Source organism: Neorhizobium galegae (assembly GCF_017877055.1).
GTDB classification, from domain to species: domain Bacteria; phylum Pseudomonadota; class Alphaproteobacteria; order Rhizobiales; family Rhizobiaceae; genus Neorhizobium; species Neorhizobium galegae_D.
In genome coordinates this window covers 728,857-749,603 of record NZ_JAGIPG010000003.1, presented here as the reverse complement: position 1 = coordinate 749,603, position 20,747 = coordinate 728,857, and the positions used below count along the sequence as shown (strand labels likewise).

Sequence of the window (20,747 nt, the reverse complement as noted above, 5' to 3'; positions counted from 1 at the left end):
ATTCCCCGCCCTCCATGCCTCCATCTCAGCCTCTGGCGGCTGCTTCCAGGCCGGCGATTTCGAATCCACCATCGGCAGCATGGTCTAGATGACCAGATTCTTCCGCCGGCCGCCGATAGTTCGGTGTTTTCCCCGCAATGTCTGTGTTAGGAGGCGTCCAACACAAGACGATGAGATTGGCCAATGCTTCCCTGGATCCAGCTTGACCGCGCAACCATTCCCGGCGAGGGCGGCGAGTTGCGCCTGAAGCAGCGCGGGGCCGAATTTTCGATCATGCTCGGCTCGACGGAGCTGATGAACAGCCGGCTGAGCGGTTCGGAAGAGGCGCTGGCGACGCTTTCCTGCGAGCGGATTGCTGGCCGGAAAAATGCCCATATGCTGATCGGCGGTCTCGGCATGGGGTTTACGCTCAGAGCAGCCCTCGGCGCCCTGCCGGGCGATACCGGGGTCACCGTCGCGGAACTGGTTCCGGCCGTGGTTGACTGGGCGCGCGGGCCGATGGCTGATTTTCACAAGGGTACGCTCGACGATCCGCGTGTCGATATTCATGTCGGCGATGTCGGCGCGCTGATCCGGTCGCGCAACGCTGCTTACGATGCCATCCTGCTCGATGTCGACAACGGCCCCGATGGGCTGACGCGGGCCTCCAACGACAGCCTTTATAACCATGCCGGTCTTCGCGCAGCCAAGGCTGCGCTGCGCGGCAACGGCGTCCTCGCCGTCTGGTCGTCGGCGCCGGATGCCGCCTTCACCCGGCGGCTGCGGGACGTGGGATTTATCGCCGAGGAGATTTATGTGCGCGCCAACGGCAAACGCGGCGGGCGCCACGTCCTGTGGATGGCCACCAATCGGTAGCAGTTCGGCAACGGCCGGTCGGCGGGAGCCCAACGAAAACGGAGCTATCGCATCACCTCATTTCGCTCCGTCTTCATGCTCCAGCGAGCCCGAAGCTGTCGGCAACAGCGAGAAGAGATGGGCGTTCATCGCCGCCTGCGCCCATTCGGGATTGCGGGCTCTTAGCGCGGCGAGGATTTCCCGGTGCTGGGCATGGGTGCGGCGTGTACGAACCTCGACCGGCTCTGAATAACGGTTGAAAATCGAAGCCGGCAATTCCAGCGAAGAGGCGAGGATTTTTTCGAGCCTCGGGCTTTCGGCGGCGGCAGCGATCACCGCGTGGAATTCGGCGTTGAGCTTGTCGAACCCTTCGAGATGTTCGTTCCAGCCGAGCTCCTCGAACTGGGTCTCCATCACCCGTTCTAACTCCTGAAGCCGCTGCAGGTCGGCTTCCGAAATGCGGCTGGCGGCGCGGCTGGTCGCATGGCCTTCGAGAATGGCGCGCAGGCGAAAGATCTCGATCGCGTCGTCGAGAGAGAAATCCGCGACGATTCCCCGCCGATAGCGTTCCAGCACCACGAGGCCTTCGGCGTTCAGCCGGTTCAAAGCCTCCCGGATCGGCGTGCGGGAAACACCGATCGCGGCGGCGAGCTGGTTTTCGAGCAGCTTGTCGCCGGAGCGCATCTCGCCGGTGAGGATCAGGTGCCGGATGCGATGATAGGCGGTTTCGACGGCGCTCTGCGTCGCCCCGTCCTTGACTCCGTCTCTGGTTGTCTCGTTCGTCAAGCCGCCACCTGTTCCTTCTTCATGATGATGTGGGGAGATTACGATAAACTATCCAATGAGGCCAATCGCCAATAAGTGTATACCAGGTAAACAATATAAGCGTTAGAACGGCAATATCGCCTTGACTTCCGCTAGAAAGGTATACAAATATTTCCTCAGGAGGCCTGATAAGGCAATCGGCTGCGGCCGAAGGAGGAGACCGCCATGACGCAGACCCGCAAACCCTTTATCGTCGGTATCGGCGGGACGCAGCGCCCCGGCTCGAGCTCCGAGCTTGCCCTGCGCTACTGTCTCGCGGCTGCCGAAAAGGCCGGCGCGGAAATCGACCTCATCTGCGGCGCAGAACTTGAGCTGCCGCTGTTCGATCCGGGCGTGACGCACCGCCCTCCCGCCGCCCTTCGTCTTCTCCAGTCGCTTCGCCGCGCCGATGGCGTCATCATAGCAACGCCGAGTTATCACGGCGGCATGTCCGGCACGATCAAGAACGCCATCGACTATATGGAAGACATGCGAGGCGACGCCCGCTCCTATTTCGACGGCCGTGCCGTAGGCTGCATCGTCTGCGCAGCCGGCGATCAGGCGCTCGGCTCGACGCTGATCGGGTTGCGCTCGATCGTGCATGCGCTGCGCGGCTGGCCTACCCCTTATGCGGCGACCATCAAGTCCAACGAGAAACCTTTCGTCGATGGCAAACCGGCTCGCCGCGAGGTTGCTCAGCCGCTCGAAATCGTCGCGTCGCAGGTCGTCAGCTTCGCCGGAATGGCCATGGCAAGCCGCGTCGAAGATGTCGCGCCGCGTCTGGTTGCCAGCAACTGATCCAATTTTCAATCACCATCGTCGGATCCGTTGCCCTCATCCGGCGGCGGTCTCAGCGGAGCTTTCCATGAAGTTCAATTTCTTCCACCTGATGCCTTATCCCGACTACGACAAGCTGCCGCACGAATGGCCGGTCAGCACCCACGGGATCGACAGCACCCGCATCCAGGCGCTCTACAACGAATATATCGACGAGATGGTCGACGCGGAGAACTACGGTTTCGACTGGGTGGGCTGCAACGAGCACCATTTCAGCCCCTACGGCCTGATGTCGAACCCGAACCTGATCGCCGGCGCACTCGCCCGCCAGACCAGCAAGGCGAATATCGCCATCGTCGGCAACCTGCTACCGCTCCTGAACCCAGTCCGCGTTGCCGAAGAATATGCGATGATCGACGTGATGTCGGGCGGGCGCCTCGTCGCCGGCTTCCTGCGCGGCATCCCGCACGAATACATCGCCTACAACATCCCCCCGAGCGAATCCCGCAGCCGGCTGCGCGAAGCAACCGAGCTGATCATCAAATGCTGGACCGAAGACGAGCCCTTCGGCTGGGAAGGCGAGCACTATCAGTTCCCGGCCATCTCGATCTGGCCAAAGCCGATCCAGAAGCCGCATCCGCGCATTCTGATGTCCGCCAGCAATGCGGAATCCGCCGAATTCGTCGCCAAGATGCGCGCCATCATGGGCATCACGCTGATCCAGGACCTGTCGATCGCCAAGGCTGCCGTCGAGAATTTCAAGAAGACCGCGCGGTCCTACGGCTGGGAGCCGACGCCGGACGACATCCTGGTCGGCCAGCAGATCTGCATCGCCGATACGGACGAGGAGGCCAGGCATCACATGGCCTCCGCGCAGACCTATTTCCACCAGACGCTGATGCGCCCGCAGCGCTCCGCCCAGCAGCTCGTTCTGGGGCAGAGCCGCTACTACACTGAGGCCGATGCCGGCGAGAACTTCCAGAAGCGCCTCGCCACGCTGCGCGGCCGCACGGTGGAAGAGCAGATTGAAGCCGGTTCGATCATCTGCGGCAGTCCTCAATCGGTCATCAAGCAGATCAAGCGCCTGCGCCAGGAACTCGATTGCGGCCTGCTGAACCTGACGATCAAGGTCGGCAACATGCCGGGCAGCGTTGTCCGCCGCGGCATGGAACTGTTCCGCGACCGCATCGCCCCCGAAGTCGCTGGCCTGTAAGAGGAGTTTGATCCATGACCTTTGAATTGAAGACGATCGAGCTTTCCCGCGGCAAGCTCTCCCATCATGTCGGCGGCACCGGCACGCCGGTCGTCTACCTGCATGCCGCCGGCGGCGTGATGCTGACCGAGCCACTGAAGGCGCTGACCGGGAGCCACACGGTCTATGCGCCGATCTGCCCCGGCTTCGACGGCACGGAGGGCAATGAAAACCTGAAGACGGTGCAGGATTGGGTGGCCATGGTCGCCGAGTTCGCCGAAAAGCTGGTCGGGCCGCGTTTCGACGTCATCGGCTCGTCCTTCGGCAGCTGGACCGCCTTGTGGCTTGCCGCCGAACATCCGAAAATGGTCGATCACCTGATCCTCGGAGTGCCGGCCGGCTTCCGCTTCGGGGGCAAGGGCGGTTTGCCCGCAGATCCGGAAGAGCGTTTCAAGGCACTCTACGCCCATCCGCAGAAGATCAAGTCCACGCCGAAATCGCCCGAAGTCATGGCCAATAACGGTAAAACCTACGAGCGTCTCGCCAATAATGTTCAGGTTGACGAGGCACTCAGTGCGCGCCTGCCCTCGATCGAGGCGGTCACGCTGATCCTGCTCGGTACGGAGGACACGGTCGTGCCGGCGGAGGCAGGCGCGCACCTGAAGCGCAATATCCCGACATCGCAGCGCGCTTTCATCTTCGATGCCGCCCATTCGATCGAGGTCGACCAGCCGGAACGTACGTTGCGGCTCTGGACCGATTTCCTGAAGCGCGGCCCCGGCTACGTGCTCAACCAGGGGCCTGAGGCCGCCTGAGACGTGAGTCCCTTCCCAGGGAAGCTTGGCCCAGACCTCGGTTTGGGCTTTTTTTCTTGTAGGACCCTTCGGTTTCCCCCATTCCCGGGGGCTCGACTGTTTTCAAAAGGAAAGGCTTTCGAAGCCAATTTCCGCGGATATGGTTTTTCAACATTGACGGATATAATGTGTCTATTATGAATTGATTTGCGTTTCGCTTCAGGACGGCCCAAGAGCCGCATGCGGAATGCCATCGTCCGGGATATGTGGGACGATGTGAATGGGAGGAACGGCATGATCGGTGAAGAAGTCAGGCGCAAGGAAGACAACCGGTTGATCACCGGCAAGGGCCAGTATGCCGACGACCTCAAGTTCGAGAACACGGCCTATGCCGCCTTCGTCCGTTCGCCGCATGCCCATGCGATCATCCGCAGCATCGATACGTCAGCTGCCCGCGATATGCCGGGCGTGCTCGCCGTCCTGACCGGCGAGGATATCGTTGCCGCCGGCATCGCGCCGATCCCGCATGCGATCGGCAGTTCGCAATTCGGCTCGGACATCCGCATCAAGAACCATGACGGCACCGAGCGCGCCCGCACCCATCACCAGGCGCTGCCGACCGACCGGGCGCGTTTTGTCGGCGAGGCAGTCGCCATGGTCGTCGCCGAAAGCACCAATCTCGCCAAGGATGCCGCCGAAGCGATCGAGATAGACTGGGAGGAACTGCCCTCCGTCGTGCGTGGTGTCGACGCGCTGGAAGAGGGCGCGCCGCAGCTTTGGGACCATGTCCCGGGCAACAAGGCGATGGACGGCGAAGTCGGCGACAAGGCCGGCACCGCAGAGGCCTTCGCCAAGGCGGCGCATGTTCTCGAATTCACGAGCTGGGCTCAGCGCGTCACCGGCGTCCATATGGAACCCCGTTCCTCCTCCGCCGAATACGATCCGGAGACCGGCAAGTTCACCATCCACGCCTCCGGCGGCCATGGCGTGGTGATGATGCGCGAGCAGATTGCGGCATCCCTGGGCGTCGACATGGCCTTCGTGCGCGTTGTCGCGCCCCGCGATGTTGGTGGCAATTTCGGCACCCGCAACGCCACCTATCCGGAATTCGTCCTGCTGCCCTATGCCGCCAAGCTCACCGGCCGGCCTGTCAAACACCAGGCGGAGCGCATCGAGGCGTTCCTGTCGGATTTCCAGGGCCGCGACCTGCATGTCAAAGCGCGCCTGGCGCTCGACGCGGACGGCAAGTTCCTCGCTTTCCACTCGGTCAATACCAGCAATATCGGCGCCCACACTGTCTCCTACACGCCCCTCAACAAGGGCATCCAGCTGATGACCAGCCTCTACCGCGTGCCGGTCGCGCATGTGGAATTCCGCGCGGCGATGTCGAACACCGTGCCGACCATCCCATACCGTAGCGCCGGCCGTCCGGAAGCCATGTACATCATCGAGCGGATGATCGATCTTGCCGCCCGCAAGTTCGGTTTCGACCGGGTGGAGCTGCGCCGCATCAACATGATCCCCGAAGAGGCTTCGCCCTATTCGAACCCGATGGGCGTCATCTATGACAATGGCGACTATATCGGTTGCATGGACAAGGTGCTCGACATGGCCGACTGGAAGGGTTTCGAGGCGCGACGCGCTGAAGCCCGTCAACGCGGCATGTATCGCGGCATTGGCCTTTCCAACTATATCGAGGGCACCAGCGGCGTGCCGCGGGAGCGTGCAGAGATCACTGTGGACCCGACCGCCGGCATTGTCGATGTCGTCATCGGGACGCAGAACACGGGACAGGGACACGAAACGGCATTCGCCCAGCTGGTCGGCTCCTTCCTTGGCATTTCCCATGAGGTCGTGCAGATCCGCGCTAGCGATACGGATTTCGTCTCGGCCGGTGGCGGTTCGCATTCCGGCCGCTCGCTGCGTTTCGCTAGCATCGTCATGCACAATGCGACCGCCGAGATCATCGAGCGCGGCCGCAGGATTGCCGCCTTCATGCTCAACGTCGAGCCGGAGAAGATCGACTTCACCGATGGCCATTTTCGGGCCCGCGGGTCGAACGGCGTGGTCAGCCTGTTCGAGGCGGCCCAGGCCGCGGAAAACGATCTCGGCCTGCCGGACGAGCTGCGGGGCGTGCTTGCGGCGATTTCCGACGAGACCACCCACGGGCTTGCCTATCCCTATGGCGCCGCGGTTTGCGAAATCGAGATCGATCCGGAAACCGGTTTCTTCCATATCCCACGTTATTCAACGGTTGACGATGTCGGCAAGGCGCTGAACCCGATGATCGTCGACGGCCAGACCCATGGCGGCATCGTCCAGGGTGCCGGCCAGGCGCTGTTCGAATGGTCGCATTACGACCGCGAGACCGGCCAGAACCTGTCCGCCACCTTCATGGACTATCAGGTGGCACGGGCGTCGGATTTCCCGAGCTTCGACACCCATATCAGCGAAGTGCCGGCCAAAAGCCATCCGCTCGGTTTCCGTCCGGGCGGCGAGGGTGGTACGACACCGTCGCTCGGCGTGACGATCAACTCCATCACCGATGCACTCGCCGATCTCGGCGTGACCCATATCGAAATGCCGGCAACGCCGGCCCGGATCTGGGAAGCGATCCGGACGGCAAAAGCCAAACAAGAAGCGTGAGGAGAAAACATTGTCCGAAGTCCTGATTAATACCCGGGGGAACGTCCTCGAGATCACCCTCAACCGTCCCGACAAGGGCAATGCGCTGACGCCCGAGATGGCGCAGGCGATCACCGCCGCGCTGAAGTCGCTGTCGCCGGAAACCCGCGTCGTGCTGATGAACGCCAAGGGCGGTGATTTCTGCACTGGCCGTAGCGCCGCCATGCCGGCCGCCGGTTCTCGTGCCACCGCGCTCGACCTGCGCAACGCGATCTCGGATCCGGTTCTCGATTTCTATGAAGTGCTGCGCGAAATCCCGGTTCCGTTCATCACCGCCATCCGCGGAAAGGCCGCCGGCGTCGGTTGCGCCATCGCCGCCCTCGCGGACGTGGCGATTGCTGCCGAAAGCGCCACCTTCCAGGTGCCGGAAATGAACCACGACATCGCCCCGACGCTGGTTCTGAATGCGCTCGCCGACCGGGTTTCGCGCGCCACGCTCGCGCGCATGGTCTTCACCCGCGATGTGATCCCCGCCACCGAAGCCAAGATGCTCGGCATCGTCGGCATCACGGTTGCCGATGCCGGCATCGATGCGGAAGTGGAACGCGTCGTCGGCCAGCTCGAAAAGAACTCGGTGCCGACCGTTCGCGGTATCAAGGCCTTCCTGTCGATGAGCCCGGAAACCTCGTTTGCATCGCGCAAGGAACTGGCGGCGCTGATCAACTGCGTCGCGACGGGGGAGAAGTTCCGCTGATTCCATCGCCGCTGTGAGACCCCCTCATCTTCTCCCGCTGATAGACGGTGCTGCGGATTGGGCAATCTCGAAACCAATACCCTTCGGTCAGGTGGTAAGCCTTCCGATCATTGACGGTGTGCCGCCTCGGCGTGGAATCCCGCAGGGCTGGGGCTGGCGCATCTAGGGAGGATGCTATGCAGGAAGCTGATATGCAGAAAGTCGATGCACTTGTCGGTCGCCTGGTGGGCGATCTCGGCGCTGGCGTGTCCGGCGTTCTCGTCGTGCTTGGCGACCACCACTTCGAAGATCATGTTGAACGGGGTTTCGCTCGCCCGCCGGAAGTGTGAATAGCCTGCGTCTGCGAGCCTGAGCTGCTTCGGGTGCACAAGCCGGAGTGAAGCCCTGACGCCACGAATTGCCGGTGGCGTCAGGGCCGGCCCGCGGATAGATGCACAGCCCCGTCGCTCAGACATGCAAAGTCGGTGTCTCCGGCCCCAACTCGGTCATTGCGGGATTAGGCGTGCTGCCTGATGCTGTCGGGGGTTTTCCCCGTCCAGCTGCGGAATGCCCGATAGAAGGAGTTGGGCTCGTCGAAGCCCAGCAGGAATGAAATCTCCGACGCCGGGAGGGCCGTTTTTTCCAGATAATGGCGCGCCAGCGCTTCCCGCGTCTCCTTCAGAATCTGCTGGAAGCTCGTACCCTCGGCTTCGATCCGGCGCTGGAGCGTACGCTTGCTCACCGCCAGTTTGTTGGCGATGGCCTCCATGGTCGTCAGGCCGCTCGGGATGGCCTCGTGAAGTGCGGCCCGGACCCGTTTCGCGACGCTCACCGATGCGTCGAGGTTTGCCAGACGCTGGCGCAGGTCAGGTTCGAACGCCGCCCAAAGAGGCTCGTTCGACGTCAGGAACGGGCGGACGGCATCGGATTTTGCAAACCTGATCGTATGACGAGGGCCACGGTGGAGACGAGCGCCCAGGAAATCCTCATAGGGCGCTGACGGCGACGGCAGGTCTGTCGTGGTTACATCGATCGGAGAGATGCTCTCTCGGGTGCCGATTCGGACAAGGGTGACACAGAAAAGCAGCTCCATTGTCACCAGGGACGCCGGAGGGCGCCGCGGCCCATCCAGCCAGGCGAACTCGATGGTCAGCATGTCGCGGTCTTCGCGTACTTCCATCTGCATCGGGCCGATCAGCTTCTTGTATTTGGCGACGCGCTGGGTGGCCACCAGCAGATTGGGACTGCACAGCGCCGCGAACAGGGGCGGAGAGAAGGATTCGGCGCGGACGGCCTCGCAGACTCGAATGGGAAAAAGAGGGTCGCCCTTCTCCTGTTCGGCACTTTCCCAGAGACGATAGTAATCCTCCGGCTCAAGCCGCACCGAAGGCTGGTGCAGCAAATCGTCCGGAAGGCCGGCACGGCGCAGCACATTCGCCGGCACGATGCCGAGGTCCGCGAGCAAGGTGCGCCAGGTCGTGTCGAGGGCGTAGGTGAGCGTTTGCATGAGGAACCTTAGAATCTCGTCGCGCCAATTGTCTATCGCTCCGCGTCAGGAATGGCGCGGAGCGACAGGAGGAGTGTCAGAGCCCGAACTGCGCTTTCATGCCGCCGAAGAAGGTCGCGTCGTCGGATGCCGCCCGACTTGCGAGTATCTGGACCGCGTCCGCGCCTGCCGCATAGCGAAGCTGGTCCGTTCCGTCAGTGGCAGCTCCGTAGATCACCTCGGCCACCAGTTCAGGCTCAGAAGCCTTCTCCATCATCGGGCCGAAGAAGCCGAACAGCGACTGCACGAGCGGCTGGTATTCGGCAAGGCTCTCGTCATTGCTCATGTCGAACGAGCGGCCGCCGAAGTCGGTCCTGATCCCACCCGGTTCGATGACCTTGACCGCGATCCCCAGCGGCGCGAGTTCATACTGCATCGACTCCGACAGGCCCTCCACGGCGAACTTCGTACCGTGATAGAGCGTGCCCAGCGGGAAGGCCATGCGGCCGCCGATCGACGAGATGTTGACGATGGTCCCGCTGCGGTTGGCGCGGAAATGAGGAAGCACGGCCTGCGTCGTCGCCAGCAGGCCGAGGACGTTGACGTCGAACTGGCGACGGATCTTGTCGAAAGGTGTCACCTCCAGCGGACCGTATGCGCCATAGCCTGCATTGTTCACTAGAGCGTCGATCCGCCCGAACCTGGCGATGCCCGCATCGACAGCCGAGCGGATGGAGGGGGCGTCCTGAACGTCGAGACGGGTAACCAGCACGTTGTCGAGCTGGGTCAGTTCGGTCTCCCGCTCGGGCGTGCGCATCGTGGCGATGACATTCCAGCCGTTCTGGTGGAAGAGCTTGGCGGTGGCGCGTCCGAGGCCGCTGGACGTGCCGGTGATGAGGATGGTCTTGGTCATGGGGTTCTCCTTCGTGTTGATGAACACAAAGGTAGGGGCAGACCGCGCCACGCGCACTGGCGAGAGATGCCAATCGACTATCGGATCGCGCCAGGAACTGCAGCTTTAAAGCGCCAACCCCTCAGTCACCAGTGGAGCCAAAGCCTCCGTCGCCGCCGGAGAAATCTGCACGATCGCCCGCGCATCGAGATCGAACACCACCGCGATCGACTGCATCGTGCCGAACACCCGGCCGGTGAACGGATCGACCATCCAGAAGATCAGCGACATGACGCGCTGGTCGGTCTTCTGCAGACCACCCCAGATCTCGAAACAGTCACCGACGCGTGGGGTCTCGCCATAGAGAATGCGGAATTCCAGCACCGCTCCACCGATCTTGCCGGGCGGCGGTTCAGCGTGCTTGCTGACGATTTCGCGGATCGGGCCGGTGAGCTGCTTCACGCCGCCGCCGACCGCGCCGATGAATTTCTGCGGGCCGAGGCGGTCGAAGGCATCGCAGGCTTCCCGTTCGATCAGGCTCATCGCAGTGCGCTTCAGGCCGAGCGCAACCGCCCGGTCGCGGGAGGCGCTGATCGTCACCGGTTCGTCGCCGGTGCCGCGGGCGAGCGACTCCCTCGGGGCCTCGACCAGCGAGCTGGCGGCCTTTTCGCGGAAGGCCGTGGGCCAGGGGCGCGGCGTCTTCAGGTCAGCCGTATCCACATGGGTCAGCCGCACCCTGAAGCTCGCGGCAAGCTGGCCGGAATGGCTGTTGTGCAGCATGAGAACCGCAAACGCCGTCGTCTCGCCGATATCGAGGAAACCTGCGGTCATGTGCAGCGAGGTGCCCGCATGGCCCTCGCGATGGAAGCGGATATGATGCTCGTTATAGGCGATCGTCGTGGCGGACGAGGGCGAGAGGAGGCCGGACAGGCCGTTGAGACCGAACAGAACCGCGAGACCCTCGTTGGCGCGGGCTACATAATATTGCGTGTTCCAGTGAGCGTTCTCGTCAACTTCCCACTGGCGCACACTGCCGCGCCAGACTTCATGCATTTCGTCTTGCTGTGCACTCACGCCGGCTCCTCCTCCAGAACGATACGTCCCTTGACCTCACCTCTGGACAACCGGTTCATCGCGTCGTTGATCGATGATTTAGGCACTGCCTCGTAGGGAATGGCATCGAGTTTTCCGCTTTTTGCGAGCTCCACGAGGTCGCGCAGTTCCTGTAGCGTGCCGGTGATGCTGCCGATCAGGCTGAAGCCCCCCTGCGCCATGCGCATGGTCGGGATGGTGAGTTGGCCGCCGAACATGCCGACCATGATGATGCGGCCGCCGCGTGCCAGCGCCGGGAAGCAAAAGGCCGCCGTCTGGCTGTTGTTGACGAAATCGATGATGGTGCCCACCGGTCGGCCGACCGCATCGACGATCGTCTTCGTCACGTCGTCGCCGGTGGATAGCATGGTCTTGTGGGCGCCGGCATCCGCGGCGATCTTCAGCTTGTCCTCGGAAACGTCGACCACGACGATGTTCTGGTGACCGAGCGCCTTGAGGATGACGATGCCGCTGAGGCCTAACCCGCCGGCGCCAACCACGACGATTGCTTCATCGGGCCGGACCGGCATGGCCTTCCTGATTGCCGAATAGGCGGTGAGGCCGGAACAGGCATAGGTGGCGACAAGTGCCGGGTCGAGATCGCCGATGTCGATGAGATAGCGGCTGTGCGGTACCACGACATGGCTGCCGAAACCGCCGGGCCTGCGCATGCCAAGCGGCCGGCCCTGCATACAGAGGTTATCCTGCTCGGCGTGGCAGACATCGCACTCGCCGCAGCCGAGCCAGGGATAAACGAGCCTGATGTCGCCGACCTTGACGTCGGTGGCTTCAGGGCCGACGGCAGTGACGGTGCCGAGGATTTCGTGGCCGAGGGTGAGCGGGTGTTTCATGCCGATGCTGTCGATCGACACCTTTTTGTCGCCCATGTCGAAAATGCCCTTCCACAGGGTCAGGTCCGAATGGCAGAGCCCGCAATGGGACACCGAAACGACGACTTCACTGCCCGTGGGCTGCGGGTTCGCCTCCTCGACCTCCCGCAACACTTCCGACGCCTCGAAGACCTTCCATGACCGCATGATGCCGCTCCTCCCAGATGCATGGGAATGAATATCAGGCCGCCTGTTATGTGGCAATCGGGAAATGGGTGGCTGGCTTGAGAAGATGGCCTGAGGGGCTGGGATGCCCCATATATTCTTCCATCGTTCCTGTGACGAGCACAGGGATGAGGAGGGGAGACGCCAGGCCTTCCTCCAGGCGGGTGCAGGCTACTCCGCCTTCTCCTGCCCCTCGATCGCCGCCTCTGCACCTGCAATCGCCTTGTCCAGCAGTTCCAGAAACACCTGCCGCTCCTCGGCAGACAAAAACCGCAACAAATCCGCCTCGTGCTGCGGCATCGAAGTTTCCACGAGGGCGGCGGCCTCGAACCCTGCCTTGGTGAGCCGCAGTTCATAGACGCGGCCGTCATCAGCGGCGCGATCGCGTTCGACCAGCTTCTGCTTGACGAGGGGTGCGAGTGTCTGGATCAGCGTCGGTGGTTCGATGCGCAGGCGGCGTGCGAGCGCGATCTGACTGATGCCCGGATACCGGCGGATCAGCAGCAGCACGCCGCCCTGGACCGGGGTGACCGCCAGCGAGCGGGCGCGGAACCAGTTCTGCCAGTGGCTGCCGAACAGCGCCTGCAGGCGCCGGATGCGGATACCGACGACACCGTCGAGAAGGACGGCATGCCCGTCCCCCTCTGCCGATGGGTTAGGGTCCGAACTCATGTCTTGTCCCAGTTGCCGTAGACCTTCACGTCCATCTTGCCGATGCCTTCGAACGTGCCGTGCATCACGTCGCCGGGAGCGATTGGCGCGACGCCTTCCGGCGTGCCGGTCATGATGATGTCGCCCGGATGAAGCGTGTATGCCTTGCTGGCGAATTCGATCAGTTTCTGGACGTTGAAGATCAGCATACTGGTGTTCGACTTCTGGCGGCTCTCGCCGCCGATCGTCAGTTCGAAATCGAGATTGTTCGGGTTCGGGATTTCGTCGGCGGTCACCACATAGGGGCCGAGCACGCTGAACGTGTCGAGCGACTTGCGGTAGCTGCGCTCTTCCGGGCCGCGGATGGTGATGTCGTAGCAGATCGCGTAGCCGGCGACGTAATCCAGCGCATCGGCTTCCGACACGCGAAACGCCTTTTTGCCGATGATGACGGCGAGTTCGATCTCGTGGTCGGTGCGGCGGTCGGCCCAGTCGACGACGACGCCTTCCGACGGGCCGATCAGCGAGCTCGTCGCCTTCAGGAACACGCCGGCCTCGGCGATTGGCTTGATCTTCATGCCGTGATGCAGCTGGTCGCTGTCCAGCACTTCGTCGAGATGAAGCCGGTAATTGACCGGCGCGCCGACGATCTTGCCGGGATTGGCGATCGGGCTCAGCAGTGCGATGTCGGCCAGCGGCTTGGAAGGCGCCGTCTTCGCCATCTCTTCCATGACCGGCCGCAGCTCGGCGAAATGGGCCATGAACTGGTCGCCATGCGGGAAGGGGTAACGGTAGTTCGGCAGGCGGTCGAGGACGCTCGTGATGTCCTTCACCTGATCGCCGACGACCACGCCGAGACGATTATCGTCATAGCGGCAAAAACGCATGATTTCTCTCCCTGATCCTGGTGTCCGCTCAGACGCGGGTGCGGTCTTCGCGGAAATAGCCGAGCTTCTCCTGCGCCACGCGGTCGGAGAAGCAGAATACGACGACGTCCTCGTTCGCCTTGAACGAGCGCCACGACCAGCCGGGCACGACGATCACGTCCTTCGGTCCGAAGTCGAAGGTTTTCGCGCCGATCGTGATCGAGCCGGTGCCTTCGGCGATGCACATGACGATATGGTCCGTCGAGCGGATCTTTGCCGTTTCCATGCCCTTCGGGAAATGGCTGAGCCAGGCGGACATGGTCGGCATCGTCCAGCCGCCATCGAGCGGATTGGCGTAACGCAGCGTCGTGCCGATATAGGCATCGATCTCCTCACCGCGCGATACGCGGTAAAGTGCCTCGCGGCTGCGCTCGTACGGATAGTTGAAGATCGGCGTCGTCTGGCCATAGGGGCTGGTGCTGCCGATCGGCAGCATGCCGGAACCGAAACGGGCAAGAGAGTCGCCTTCCGGCCGCAGGATCTCCTGTTCGGCGTCGTTATAGTCCTCGCGGAACACGGCTTCGAAGAAGGCGATCATCGGCACGTCGAGACCGTCGAGCCAGGCGGCCGGGTCGGTGCCGTCATTGCCGTGGTCGTGCCAGGCCCAGACCGGCGTGATGACGAAATCGCCGAAGGCCATGCGGGTGCGCTCGCCACCGACGGTCGTATAGGCGCCGGAGCCTTCCAGCATGAAGCGCAGCGCCGAGGGCGTGTGCCGGTGGGCCGGCGCCACTTCGCCCGGCATGATGATCTGGATGCCGGCATAAAGCGTCGACGTGGCCCGCGACTGGGCCGGGAAAGCGGGGTTTTCGAGGATCAGCACCCGGCGCTCGGCCTCTTCGGCGGTCAGCAGACTGCCGGATTCGAGGATCAGCGGGCGGATGTCGCCATAACGCCAGCGATGCGGCTGCGCCCTGGAGGTCGGCTCCGGCGGCAGCATGCCCTTCATCACCTCCCAGAGGGGCGCCATGTTGTGGGGCTTGATCCGCGCATAAAACTCTTCCCGTTTCGCAGCGGTGGCTGCATCGACCTCGTGCATGAAACCCTCCTCTTCGGCTCCTCCAGCCGGAGATCGTAAGGTATACTAATTAATTTGGCGGGGTCAATTGGCGAAGCAGGCGTGATCGCCCCTCACTCCGCGCCGGGGGGCGCGGCCACGTTGCGGCATATCCCTTCTCCCCGTGAAAAATGGGAGAAGGTGGCCGCAGCCCGATGAGGGGCATTTCAATTTCCCGGAAGTTCTTTGATCACCGCCCCGCGGGGCTCTTCACCCGCGTCGGCTTCGGCGGCACGGGGGGCTTGACATTGTCCTCGCTCTTCGCCCCCCTCCCAGGTGCGCCCAGCCGCTCCGAAAGCCGGTGCGCTGCGGCGAGCAGAGCGTCGATGGTCGGCTTCTTGCGGGGGCCGGCGAGCTGTTTGTCGGAGCCGAGCACGGTCATGGTCGCGACGATCCGGCCGCTATAGTCGAAGACCGGCGCGGCGACCGCGGCGAAGCTCGAATTGATGCTGTTGACCGTCATCGCATAACCCTGGTGGCGCACGGTTTCGATGATCTTCTGGATTTCCTTGGTCGTGGTGACGCGCGGCGAGAGCGAGGCTGCGTCATCCGACGCACCCCGCTTGGCAGCAGCGATCTCGTCCTGGCGCACCGCCATGGTCTCGCTCTCGTTGAGATAGGTGAGGAAGACCTGCCCGGTTGCCGAGGTGAGGAGCGGCAGCACGTAGCCGAGGCGCACGGCAAGCGATCCCTGCCGCTCGCCGTCTACCTTGGAAACGATGCCCGGGCCGCGATCACCCCAGAGCGAAAGATAGGTGGCGAAGCCGGCGGTGCGCTGCAGGGCCGCAAGCTCTTCGCGTGCGAACTCCACCACGTCGAGCTGGCGGATGGCGGACAGGCCGAGCTGGATCGCGAAGCGGCCGAGCCCGTAGTGACCGGTGACCGGATCCTGGAAGGCGACGCCTTCCTTGACGAAGCTGACGAGGTAGAGATGCGCCTTGCTTGGCGGCATGCCGGCGGCGGCCGCAATGTCACGCAGGGGCAGCGGGCCGTTCGCCGCCTCCATGGCGCGGATGACCTGGAAGCCGACCTCGATCGACTGAATGCGGCGCTGGGTCCATTCCTCCGGCGCCTTGGCCTTATCTGACGGCATCCTAAATCCCCTGTGTTCCCAGATGATTATATCTATATTTGCAGCAGGTCGAGCCGGCTTTATGCGTAGTTTTCCACAGTCCGAAAGGCGGCAGCAAGGTCATTCGCGTCGAGCATCCGCTCCTGGTTGACCATGAACGGGCTTTTTGCGCATCGGACGGCAAGGCTTTCGATCGCCCACTCGTCGATATCCGGCATGCCAAGTGCCGAAAGCCGGCGTGGCATGCCGATCTCGTCGTAGAAGCCGAGCAGTGTCGTCAGTTCCTGCTCAGCACGGCCCTCTGCAACGGCCTGCACCAGTGTGCCATAGGCGGCATGTTCACCATGCAGCGAGTGTTTTCGAACCGTTTCAATTGCCCCGAGCTCGGTTGCGACGGCATGGGCGATGGAAAGGCCGGTGTTTTCGAACGCGACGGCGCTGAGCCAGAGGATCGCTTCGATGACGGCTTCGAGATCCGGCGTCACCTCGCCGGTGCCGGCCACCCGCATGGCGCCGGGCCCGTGTTCGAGCAGCATACGATAACAGACATCGCCGAGCATCACACCCGTCTTCAGCGGCCGAGTGCCCTGCTTGGAAAGACCGGTACCCTTCCAGGTGCCTTCGGTCTCGAATTTCGCGGTCAGCGCATCGCCGATGCCGCCGAGCAGCAGACGGGCGGGGGCTTTGGCGATGATCGCCGTATCGACGATGACAAATGCCGGGTTCTGGTCCATCTGTTCGACGGCGATCATTGTGTGATGGTCGTCGTAGATGACGATACCGCGCGTCGAGGGGGCGTCGGTGGAAGCGACTGTCGGGACACTGACGAAGGGCAGGCCGGTGCGGCGCGAGACGCCCTTGGCGACATCGAGCGTGCGGCCGCCGCCGATGCCGACCACGACTTCGCCGCCCCCGGCGCGCACCAGTTCGGCGAGGCGGTCCATTTCCCTGTAGGTGACGTCCGCATCGAAGGGGATGACGGTCGGCGAAATATCCTGCCGGTTGAGAGCCTCGGTCAGATCCGGCTCGATATGGGGAAGCACGAGCGAATCGCAGATCGCGACGACCGAACGGCCGAGCGTCGCCGCCTTTTCGCCGAGCTGGCTCAGAGCTCCTGGGCCTTGAATATAAAAGGCCGGCGCCCGGAATATACGCGTCATGACTCCCCCCGGAATGCTGTAGCGTCGAATGCTATACAACATTATCAAAGGAAATGGGAGTTTAGCTAAGGTCGTATTGACTTGAGGGCCATATATCCGGCCTGGAACTCATACCAGATCTGCGAGATAGGTGTTTTCCGCCCGCGACAGCGCGTAAGCCGCCGGGTCGATCTCGGCGATGATCAGGGCCTCACCTTCGGCAGGCGCCTCGGCAATCAGCTTGCCGTCCGGTGCCGCAATCCGCGACAGGCCGGCATAGGCGAACAGATCGTCGGAGCCGGCGTGATTGATATAGGCGACAAAAACCTGGTTCTCGAAGGCGCGGACCGGGATCATGTGTTCGGCGATGAACTGACCCGACCAGCCGGTCGGCAGCGCCGTAGGCACGACGATAAGATCGGCGCCGCCCTTTGCCAGTTGCCGGACGTTTTCCGGGAACTCGACGTCGTAGCAGATCAGGAAGCCGAGTCTGATGCCCCCGAGCGTGACCAGAACCTGTCGGCGGTCTTCCTGGGCGAACCACTTGCGTTCATAGGGACCGTAGAGGTTGCATTTGCGGTAGACGGCCGTCTGGCCTCTGCCGTCGGTGAAGAAGATGCTGTTGAAGGTGTTTTCGAAGGTCTTTTCGGCAAAGCCCGCGACGATCGCGAGCCCATGGTTCGCGGCGATCTCCGACAGCCGGTCGGTCACCGGGCCATGGGCGGGCGTGGCGAGATCGGGAAATTCCTCCGCCGCGCCATAACCGGTCAGCGCCAGTTCCGGCGCGATCAGCAGTGCCGCGCCCTTGGCGGCAGCCTTTTCGGCCGCCGCTTCGATCTTGGCGAGGTTCGCCTCGACGTCACCGACGACAGGCTGCATCTGGAAACCGGCGATCTTCATGGGCTTTTTCCTTTAGCGCTCGTCCGACATGGCGCCAAGCAGTTTCGGCAGGTCGCCGAACCGCGCCACCAGACCGAAGACCACTGCCGCGATCACCAGGAACAGCACCGTCACCGCCGCCATGGTCGGCGTATAGCCGTAGCGCAGCGCATTGAAGATCTTGATCGGCAGGGTTTCCATGGTGAAACCGACGGTCATGTAGGCAACGATATACTCGTTCAGCGACAGAACGAAGGCAAAGGCATAACCCGAGACGAGATAGGGCAGGATCAGCGGCAGCACGACGGTGCGGAACACGGTGCGGTCGTCGGCGCCCATCGTGGCGGCCGCTTCTACCAGCGAACGGTCGATGGCCGAAAAGCCGAGCGACAGGGTCACCAGCGGCAGGGTGACGAAGAAGATGCCGTGGCTGATCACCGCCGTCCATGGTTGGCCGTAAAAGCCGGTGGTCGCCCAGAAGGTCAGCAGGCCAAGCGCGGTGATGACCGGCGGCAGGGTGAAGGGCGCGACGCCGAGAAGCTGGAATATATTGGCCCAGGGCGCGATCCGCCGCCACAGGAACCAGGCGAGCGGCAGGGCGATCAGCAGTGCCAGAAGCGCCGAAGAGGCGGCAAGCGTCAGCGAGGCGATCAGCGCATTGCGCCATTCGGCATTGGTAAATATCTGGCCGTACCAGGAAAGCGAAAAACCCTGCGGCGGGAAGGCGAGCGTCTGGCGCGCATTGATCGAGACGCCGGCGACGACGATCAGCGGCAGGGCCAGGAACAGGCCGACGACGAAGAAGAACAGGCGGCGCAGTGCTGTCATTTCGCTTGCCTCTGCTGTCCGGCATAAAGCGCAAGCCCCACCAGTGCCAGCGACACCAGCACCAGGAAGACGGCCATGGCGGCGGCGAACGGCATGTTCGACTGGTAGATCGCCTGGTCGGTAATCAGCACCGACAGCGTCCAGTGCTGCGGCCTTCCGAGCAGCTGCGGCAGCAGATAGGAGCCGAGCGCAAAGATGAAGACCATGATCAGCGTCGCCAGAATGGTGTTGCGCAGCGCGGGAACCACGACGGTGAAGAAGGCTTTGACGGGCGAGGCGCCGAGCGTGCGCGCCGCTTCCGTCAGTGTCGGGTCGAGGCGGACGAGCGCCGGATAGAGGACCAGGACCGTATAGGGGAAGGCCTGATAGGTCATGGCGGTCATGACGGCGCCGAAACTCGGGGTCAGCGCCTGCGGCTGCACCATCAGCCCCAGCCAGACGAACAGGTTGGTGATGCCGGCGGTGCGTGAAAACAGCGTCGACCAGGCAAAGCCGATCATCACTTCCGAAAGCGAAAGGATGGAGAGCAGCGCCACCAGCCAGACGATCTGGATTTTTCGGGGCGAGCGGGAGAGGAGATAGGTGAAGGGAATGCCGATTACCACGCAGGCGACGGCGACCGCGACGGCGAGGAACAGCGAAAACCCGAGCACCTTGCCGAAGAACAGGCTGAGGAAGCGCGCGTAATTGTCGAACACGAAGGCGGCCGTATAAAAGCCGCCCTGTTCGCGCTGGAAGAAGGATACGGCGATCATCGTGGCGAAGGGCACCACGAAGAATACGGTCAGCATGCCCGCCGGGAAAAAGAGCGGTCCGTAATCGGCAAGACGCTGCGGCGGTTCGCGTCTCATCTGGCGAGCACCACGCTGGTGGCGGGATCGAGCCTTATGCCGACGCTCTGCCCGACCGAGACGTCCGGCCGGTTGCGCGGCGCGGATACGGCGATCACCTGGGCTCCGCCTGCCTCCATGAAGGTTTCGATGGCGCCGCCGAGATCACGGATGAAGGTGACGGTGCCGGCAATAGCGCCGTGGCCGGGGGCGGTGAGCTGCACGTCTTCCGGCCGGACCGACAACAGGCCTTTCGCCGTGCCGGCGGGTAGCGCGATGCCTTCGACCACCTCTCCGAGTACACTGGCGCGGCCGGCGCTATCGGCCTCGACGGGCAGGAGGTTGGTCTGGCCGATGAAGTCGGCAACGAAACTGTCGGCCGGGCGGCGGTAGATATCGACCGGGGCGGCTGCCTGGCGGATCTCGCCGCCGTTCATGACGACGACCGTATCGGCCATCGTCATCGCCTCGCGCTGATCATGGGTGACGACGATGGTGGTGATGCCGAGCCGCTGCTGCAGCTGGCGCAGCTCCACCTGCATCGCCTCGCGCAGTTTTGCGTCGAGCGCCGATAGCGGCTCGTCGAGCAGGAAGAGTTTTGGCGAGATGGCGAGCGCGCGCGCGATCGCCACGCGTTGCCTTTGGCCCCCGGAGAGTTTGGCTACGGAACGATCTGCAAAGCCCGGCAGATGGATCATCGCCAGCAGTTCATCGACGCGTTTTTTCTGGGCGTCCTTGGGCGTACCCCGGATGCGCAGCGAATAGGCGATGTTCTCGCCGACCGTCAGGTGCGGGAAAAGCGCCAGCGACTGGAAGACCATGCCGAGCTCGCGCCTATGGGTCGGGACAGTGGTGATATCGGCCCCACCGAGTTCGATCGAGCCGCCGGTCGGCAAATCCAGGCCGGCGATCATCCGCATCAGCGTGGTCTTGCCGCAGCCGGACGGCCCGAGCAGGCAGACGAACGTGCCATCAGGAACCGAAAGGCTCACGTCGTTGACGGCCGTGAAATTGCCGAACTGCTTCGTCACGTGGCTGAGGTTCAATCCGGACATTCGGTCTCCGCGCGTCTTTGGGCGGT

The 20,747-nt window shown here is 63.2% G+C and carries 21 protein-coding genes; 7 read left to right on the top strand and 14 right to left on the bottom strand.

Annotated elements, in window-relative coordinates:
- The first annotated feature begins 183 nt into the window (after positions 1 to 183).
- Complete coding sequence (locus J2857_RS22650) at positions 184 to 855, top strand: spermidine synthase (protein ID WP_210012324.1); 672 nt, start codon at positions 184 to 186, stop codon at positions 853 to 855.
- Between the two features lie 57 nt (positions 856 to 912).
- On the opposite strand, the gene J2857_RS22645 is transcribed toward J2857_RS22650, so the two are convergent.
- Positions 913 to 1,620, bottom strand: coding sequence for a GntR family transcriptional regulator (locus J2857_RS22645; protein WP_210012323.1), 708 nt, complete (start codon positions 1,618 to 1,620; stop codon positions 913 to 915).
- A gap of 204 nt (positions 1,621 to 1,824) precedes the next feature.
- Between J2857_RS22645 and J2857_RS22640 the strand changes: the two genes are divergently transcribed.
- From J2857_RS22640 to J2857_RS22615, 6 genes are all read left to right on the top strand, one after another.
- On the top strand, positions 1,825 to 2,436 hold the full coding sequence (locus tag J2857_RS22640) for an NADPH-dependent FMN reductase (RefSeq protein WP_210012322.1): 612 nt from the start codon (positions 1,825 to 1,827) through the stop codon (positions 2,434 to 2,436).
- Positions 2,437 to 2,503: 67 nt separating this feature from the next.
- Positions 2,504 to 3,628, top strand: a complete 1,125-nt coding sequence (locus J2857_RS22635; RefSeq protein ID WP_210012321.1) for an LLM class flavin-dependent oxidoreductase — start codon at positions 2,504 to 2,506, stop codon at positions 3,626 to 3,628.
- 14 nt (positions 3,629 to 3,642) lie between these two features.
- Positions 3,643 to 4,422 carry an alpha/beta fold hydrolase gene (locus J2857_RS22630; protein WP_210012320.1) on the top strand — a complete coding sequence of 260 codons (780 nt, stop codon included), beginning with the start codon at positions 3,643 to 3,645 and terminating at the stop codon, positions 4,420 to 4,422.
- 273 nt (positions 4,423 to 4,695) lie between these two features.
- On the top strand, positions 4,696 to 7,047 hold the full coding sequence (locus J2857_RS22625) for a xanthine dehydrogenase family protein molybdopterin-binding subunit (RefSeq protein WP_210012319.1): 2,352 nt from the start codon (positions 4,696 to 4,698) through the stop codon (positions 7,045 to 7,047).
- A 10-nt stretch (positions 7,048 to 7,057) separates the two neighbouring features.
- A complete protein-coding gene (locus tag J2857_RS22620) occupies positions 7,058 to 7,780 on the top strand; it encodes an enoyl-CoA hydratase/isomerase family protein (protein WP_210012318.1) in 723 nt (240 codons plus the stop codon).
- A gap of 191 nt (positions 7,781 to 7,971) precedes the next feature.
- Complete coding sequence (locus tag J2857_RS22615) at positions 7,972 to 8,109, top strand: hypothetical protein (RefSeq protein WP_210012479.1); 138 nt, start codon at positions 7,972 to 7,974, stop codon at positions 8,107 to 8,109.
- 167 nt (positions 8,110 to 8,276) lie between these two features.
- Here J2857_RS22615 and J2857_RS22610 read toward each other — a convergent pair whose 3' ends face one another.
- From J2857_RS22610 to J2857_RS22550, 13 genes are all read right to left on the bottom strand, one after another.
- Positions 8,277 to 9,266 carry an AraC family transcriptional regulator gene (locus J2857_RS22610; RefSeq protein ID WP_210012317.1) on the bottom strand — a complete coding sequence of 330 codons (990 nt, stop codon included), beginning with the start codon at positions 9,264 to 9,266 and terminating at the stop codon, positions 8,277 to 8,279.
- Positions 9,267 to 9,342: 76 nt separating this feature from the next.
- Positions 9,343 to 10,158, bottom strand: coding sequence for an SDR family oxidoreductase (locus tag J2857_RS22605; RefSeq protein WP_210012316.1), 816 nt, complete (start codon positions 10,156 to 10,158; stop codon positions 9,343 to 9,345).
- Between the two features lie 105 nt (positions 10,159 to 10,263).
- The gene (locus J2857_RS22600; protein ID WP_210012315.1) at positions 10,264 to 11,211 is read right to left on the bottom strand and encodes a thioesterase family protein; all 948 of its coding nucleotides are present in this window, start codon (positions 11,209 to 11,211) and stop codon (positions 10,264 to 10,266) included.
- Positions 11,208 to 12,266, bottom strand: a complete 1,059-nt coding sequence (locus J2857_RS22595; protein ID WP_210012314.1) for an alcohol dehydrogenase — start codon at positions 12,264 to 12,266, stop codon at positions 11,208 to 11,210. Before J2857_RS22595 ends, J2857_RS22600 begins: the two co-directional genes overlap by 4 nt.
- A gap of 189 nt (positions 12,267 to 12,455) precedes the next feature.
- Complete coding sequence (locus J2857_RS22590) at positions 12,456 to 12,956, bottom strand: MarR family winged helix-turn-helix transcriptional regulator (RefSeq protein ID WP_210012313.1); 501 nt, start codon at positions 12,954 to 12,956, stop codon at positions 12,456 to 12,458.
- Positions 12,953 to 13,822 (bottom strand): fumarylacetoacetate hydrolase family protein, encoded by an 870-nt coding sequence (locus tag J2857_RS22585; protein WP_210012312.1) that lies wholly within the window; start codon positions 13,820 to 13,822, stop codon positions 12,953 to 12,955. The genes J2857_RS22590 and J2857_RS22585 overlap by 4 nt, the downstream gene beginning before the upstream one ends.
- Before the next feature lie 28 nt (positions 13,823 to 13,850).
- On the bottom strand, positions 13,851 to 14,900 hold the full coding sequence (gene gtdA / locus J2857_RS22580) for a gentisate 1,2-dioxygenase (protein ID WP_210012311.1): 1,050 nt from the start codon (positions 14,898 to 14,900) through the stop codon (positions 13,851 to 13,853).
- Positions 14,901 to 15,108: 208 nt separating this feature from the next.
- Positions 15,109 to 16,011: an IclR family transcriptional regulator gene (locus tag J2857_RS22575; protein WP_210012310.1), complete on the bottom strand. Its 903-nt coding sequence runs from the start codon at positions 16,009 to 16,011 to the stop codon at positions 15,109 to 15,111.
- Positions 16,012 to 16,070: 59 nt separating this feature from the next.
- On the bottom strand, positions 16,071 to 17,150 hold the full coding sequence (locus J2857_RS22570; protein ID WP_210012309.1) for an iron-containing alcohol dehydrogenase: 1,080 nt from the start codon (positions 17,148 to 17,150) through the stop codon (positions 16,071 to 16,073).
- A 108-nt stretch (positions 17,151 to 17,258) separates the two neighbouring features.
- The gene (locus J2857_RS22565) at positions 17,259 to 18,029 is read right to left on the bottom strand and encodes a carbon-nitrogen hydrolase family protein (RefSeq protein WP_210012308.1); all 771 of its coding nucleotides are present in this window, start codon (positions 18,027 to 18,029) and stop codon (positions 17,259 to 17,261) included.
- Between the two features lie 12 nt (positions 18,030 to 18,041).
- Complete coding sequence (locus J2857_RS22560) at positions 18,042 to 18,836, bottom strand: ABC transporter permease (RefSeq protein ID WP_210012307.1); 795 nt, start codon at positions 18,834 to 18,836, stop codon at positions 18,042 to 18,044.
- Complete coding sequence (locus J2857_RS22555) at positions 18,833 to 19,687, bottom strand: ABC transporter permease (RefSeq protein ID WP_210012306.1); 855 nt, start codon at positions 19,685 to 19,687, stop codon at positions 18,833 to 18,835. The genes J2857_RS22560 and J2857_RS22555 overlap by 4 nt, the downstream gene beginning before the upstream one ends.
- Complete coding sequence (locus J2857_RS22550; RefSeq protein ID WP_210012305.1) at positions 19,684 to 20,721, bottom strand: ABC transporter ATP-binding protein; 1,038 nt, start codon at positions 20,719 to 20,721, stop codon at positions 19,684 to 19,686. The genes J2857_RS22555 and J2857_RS22550 overlap by 4 nt, the downstream gene beginning before the upstream one ends.
- Between the last annotated feature and the right edge of the window lie 26 nt (positions 20,722 to 20,747).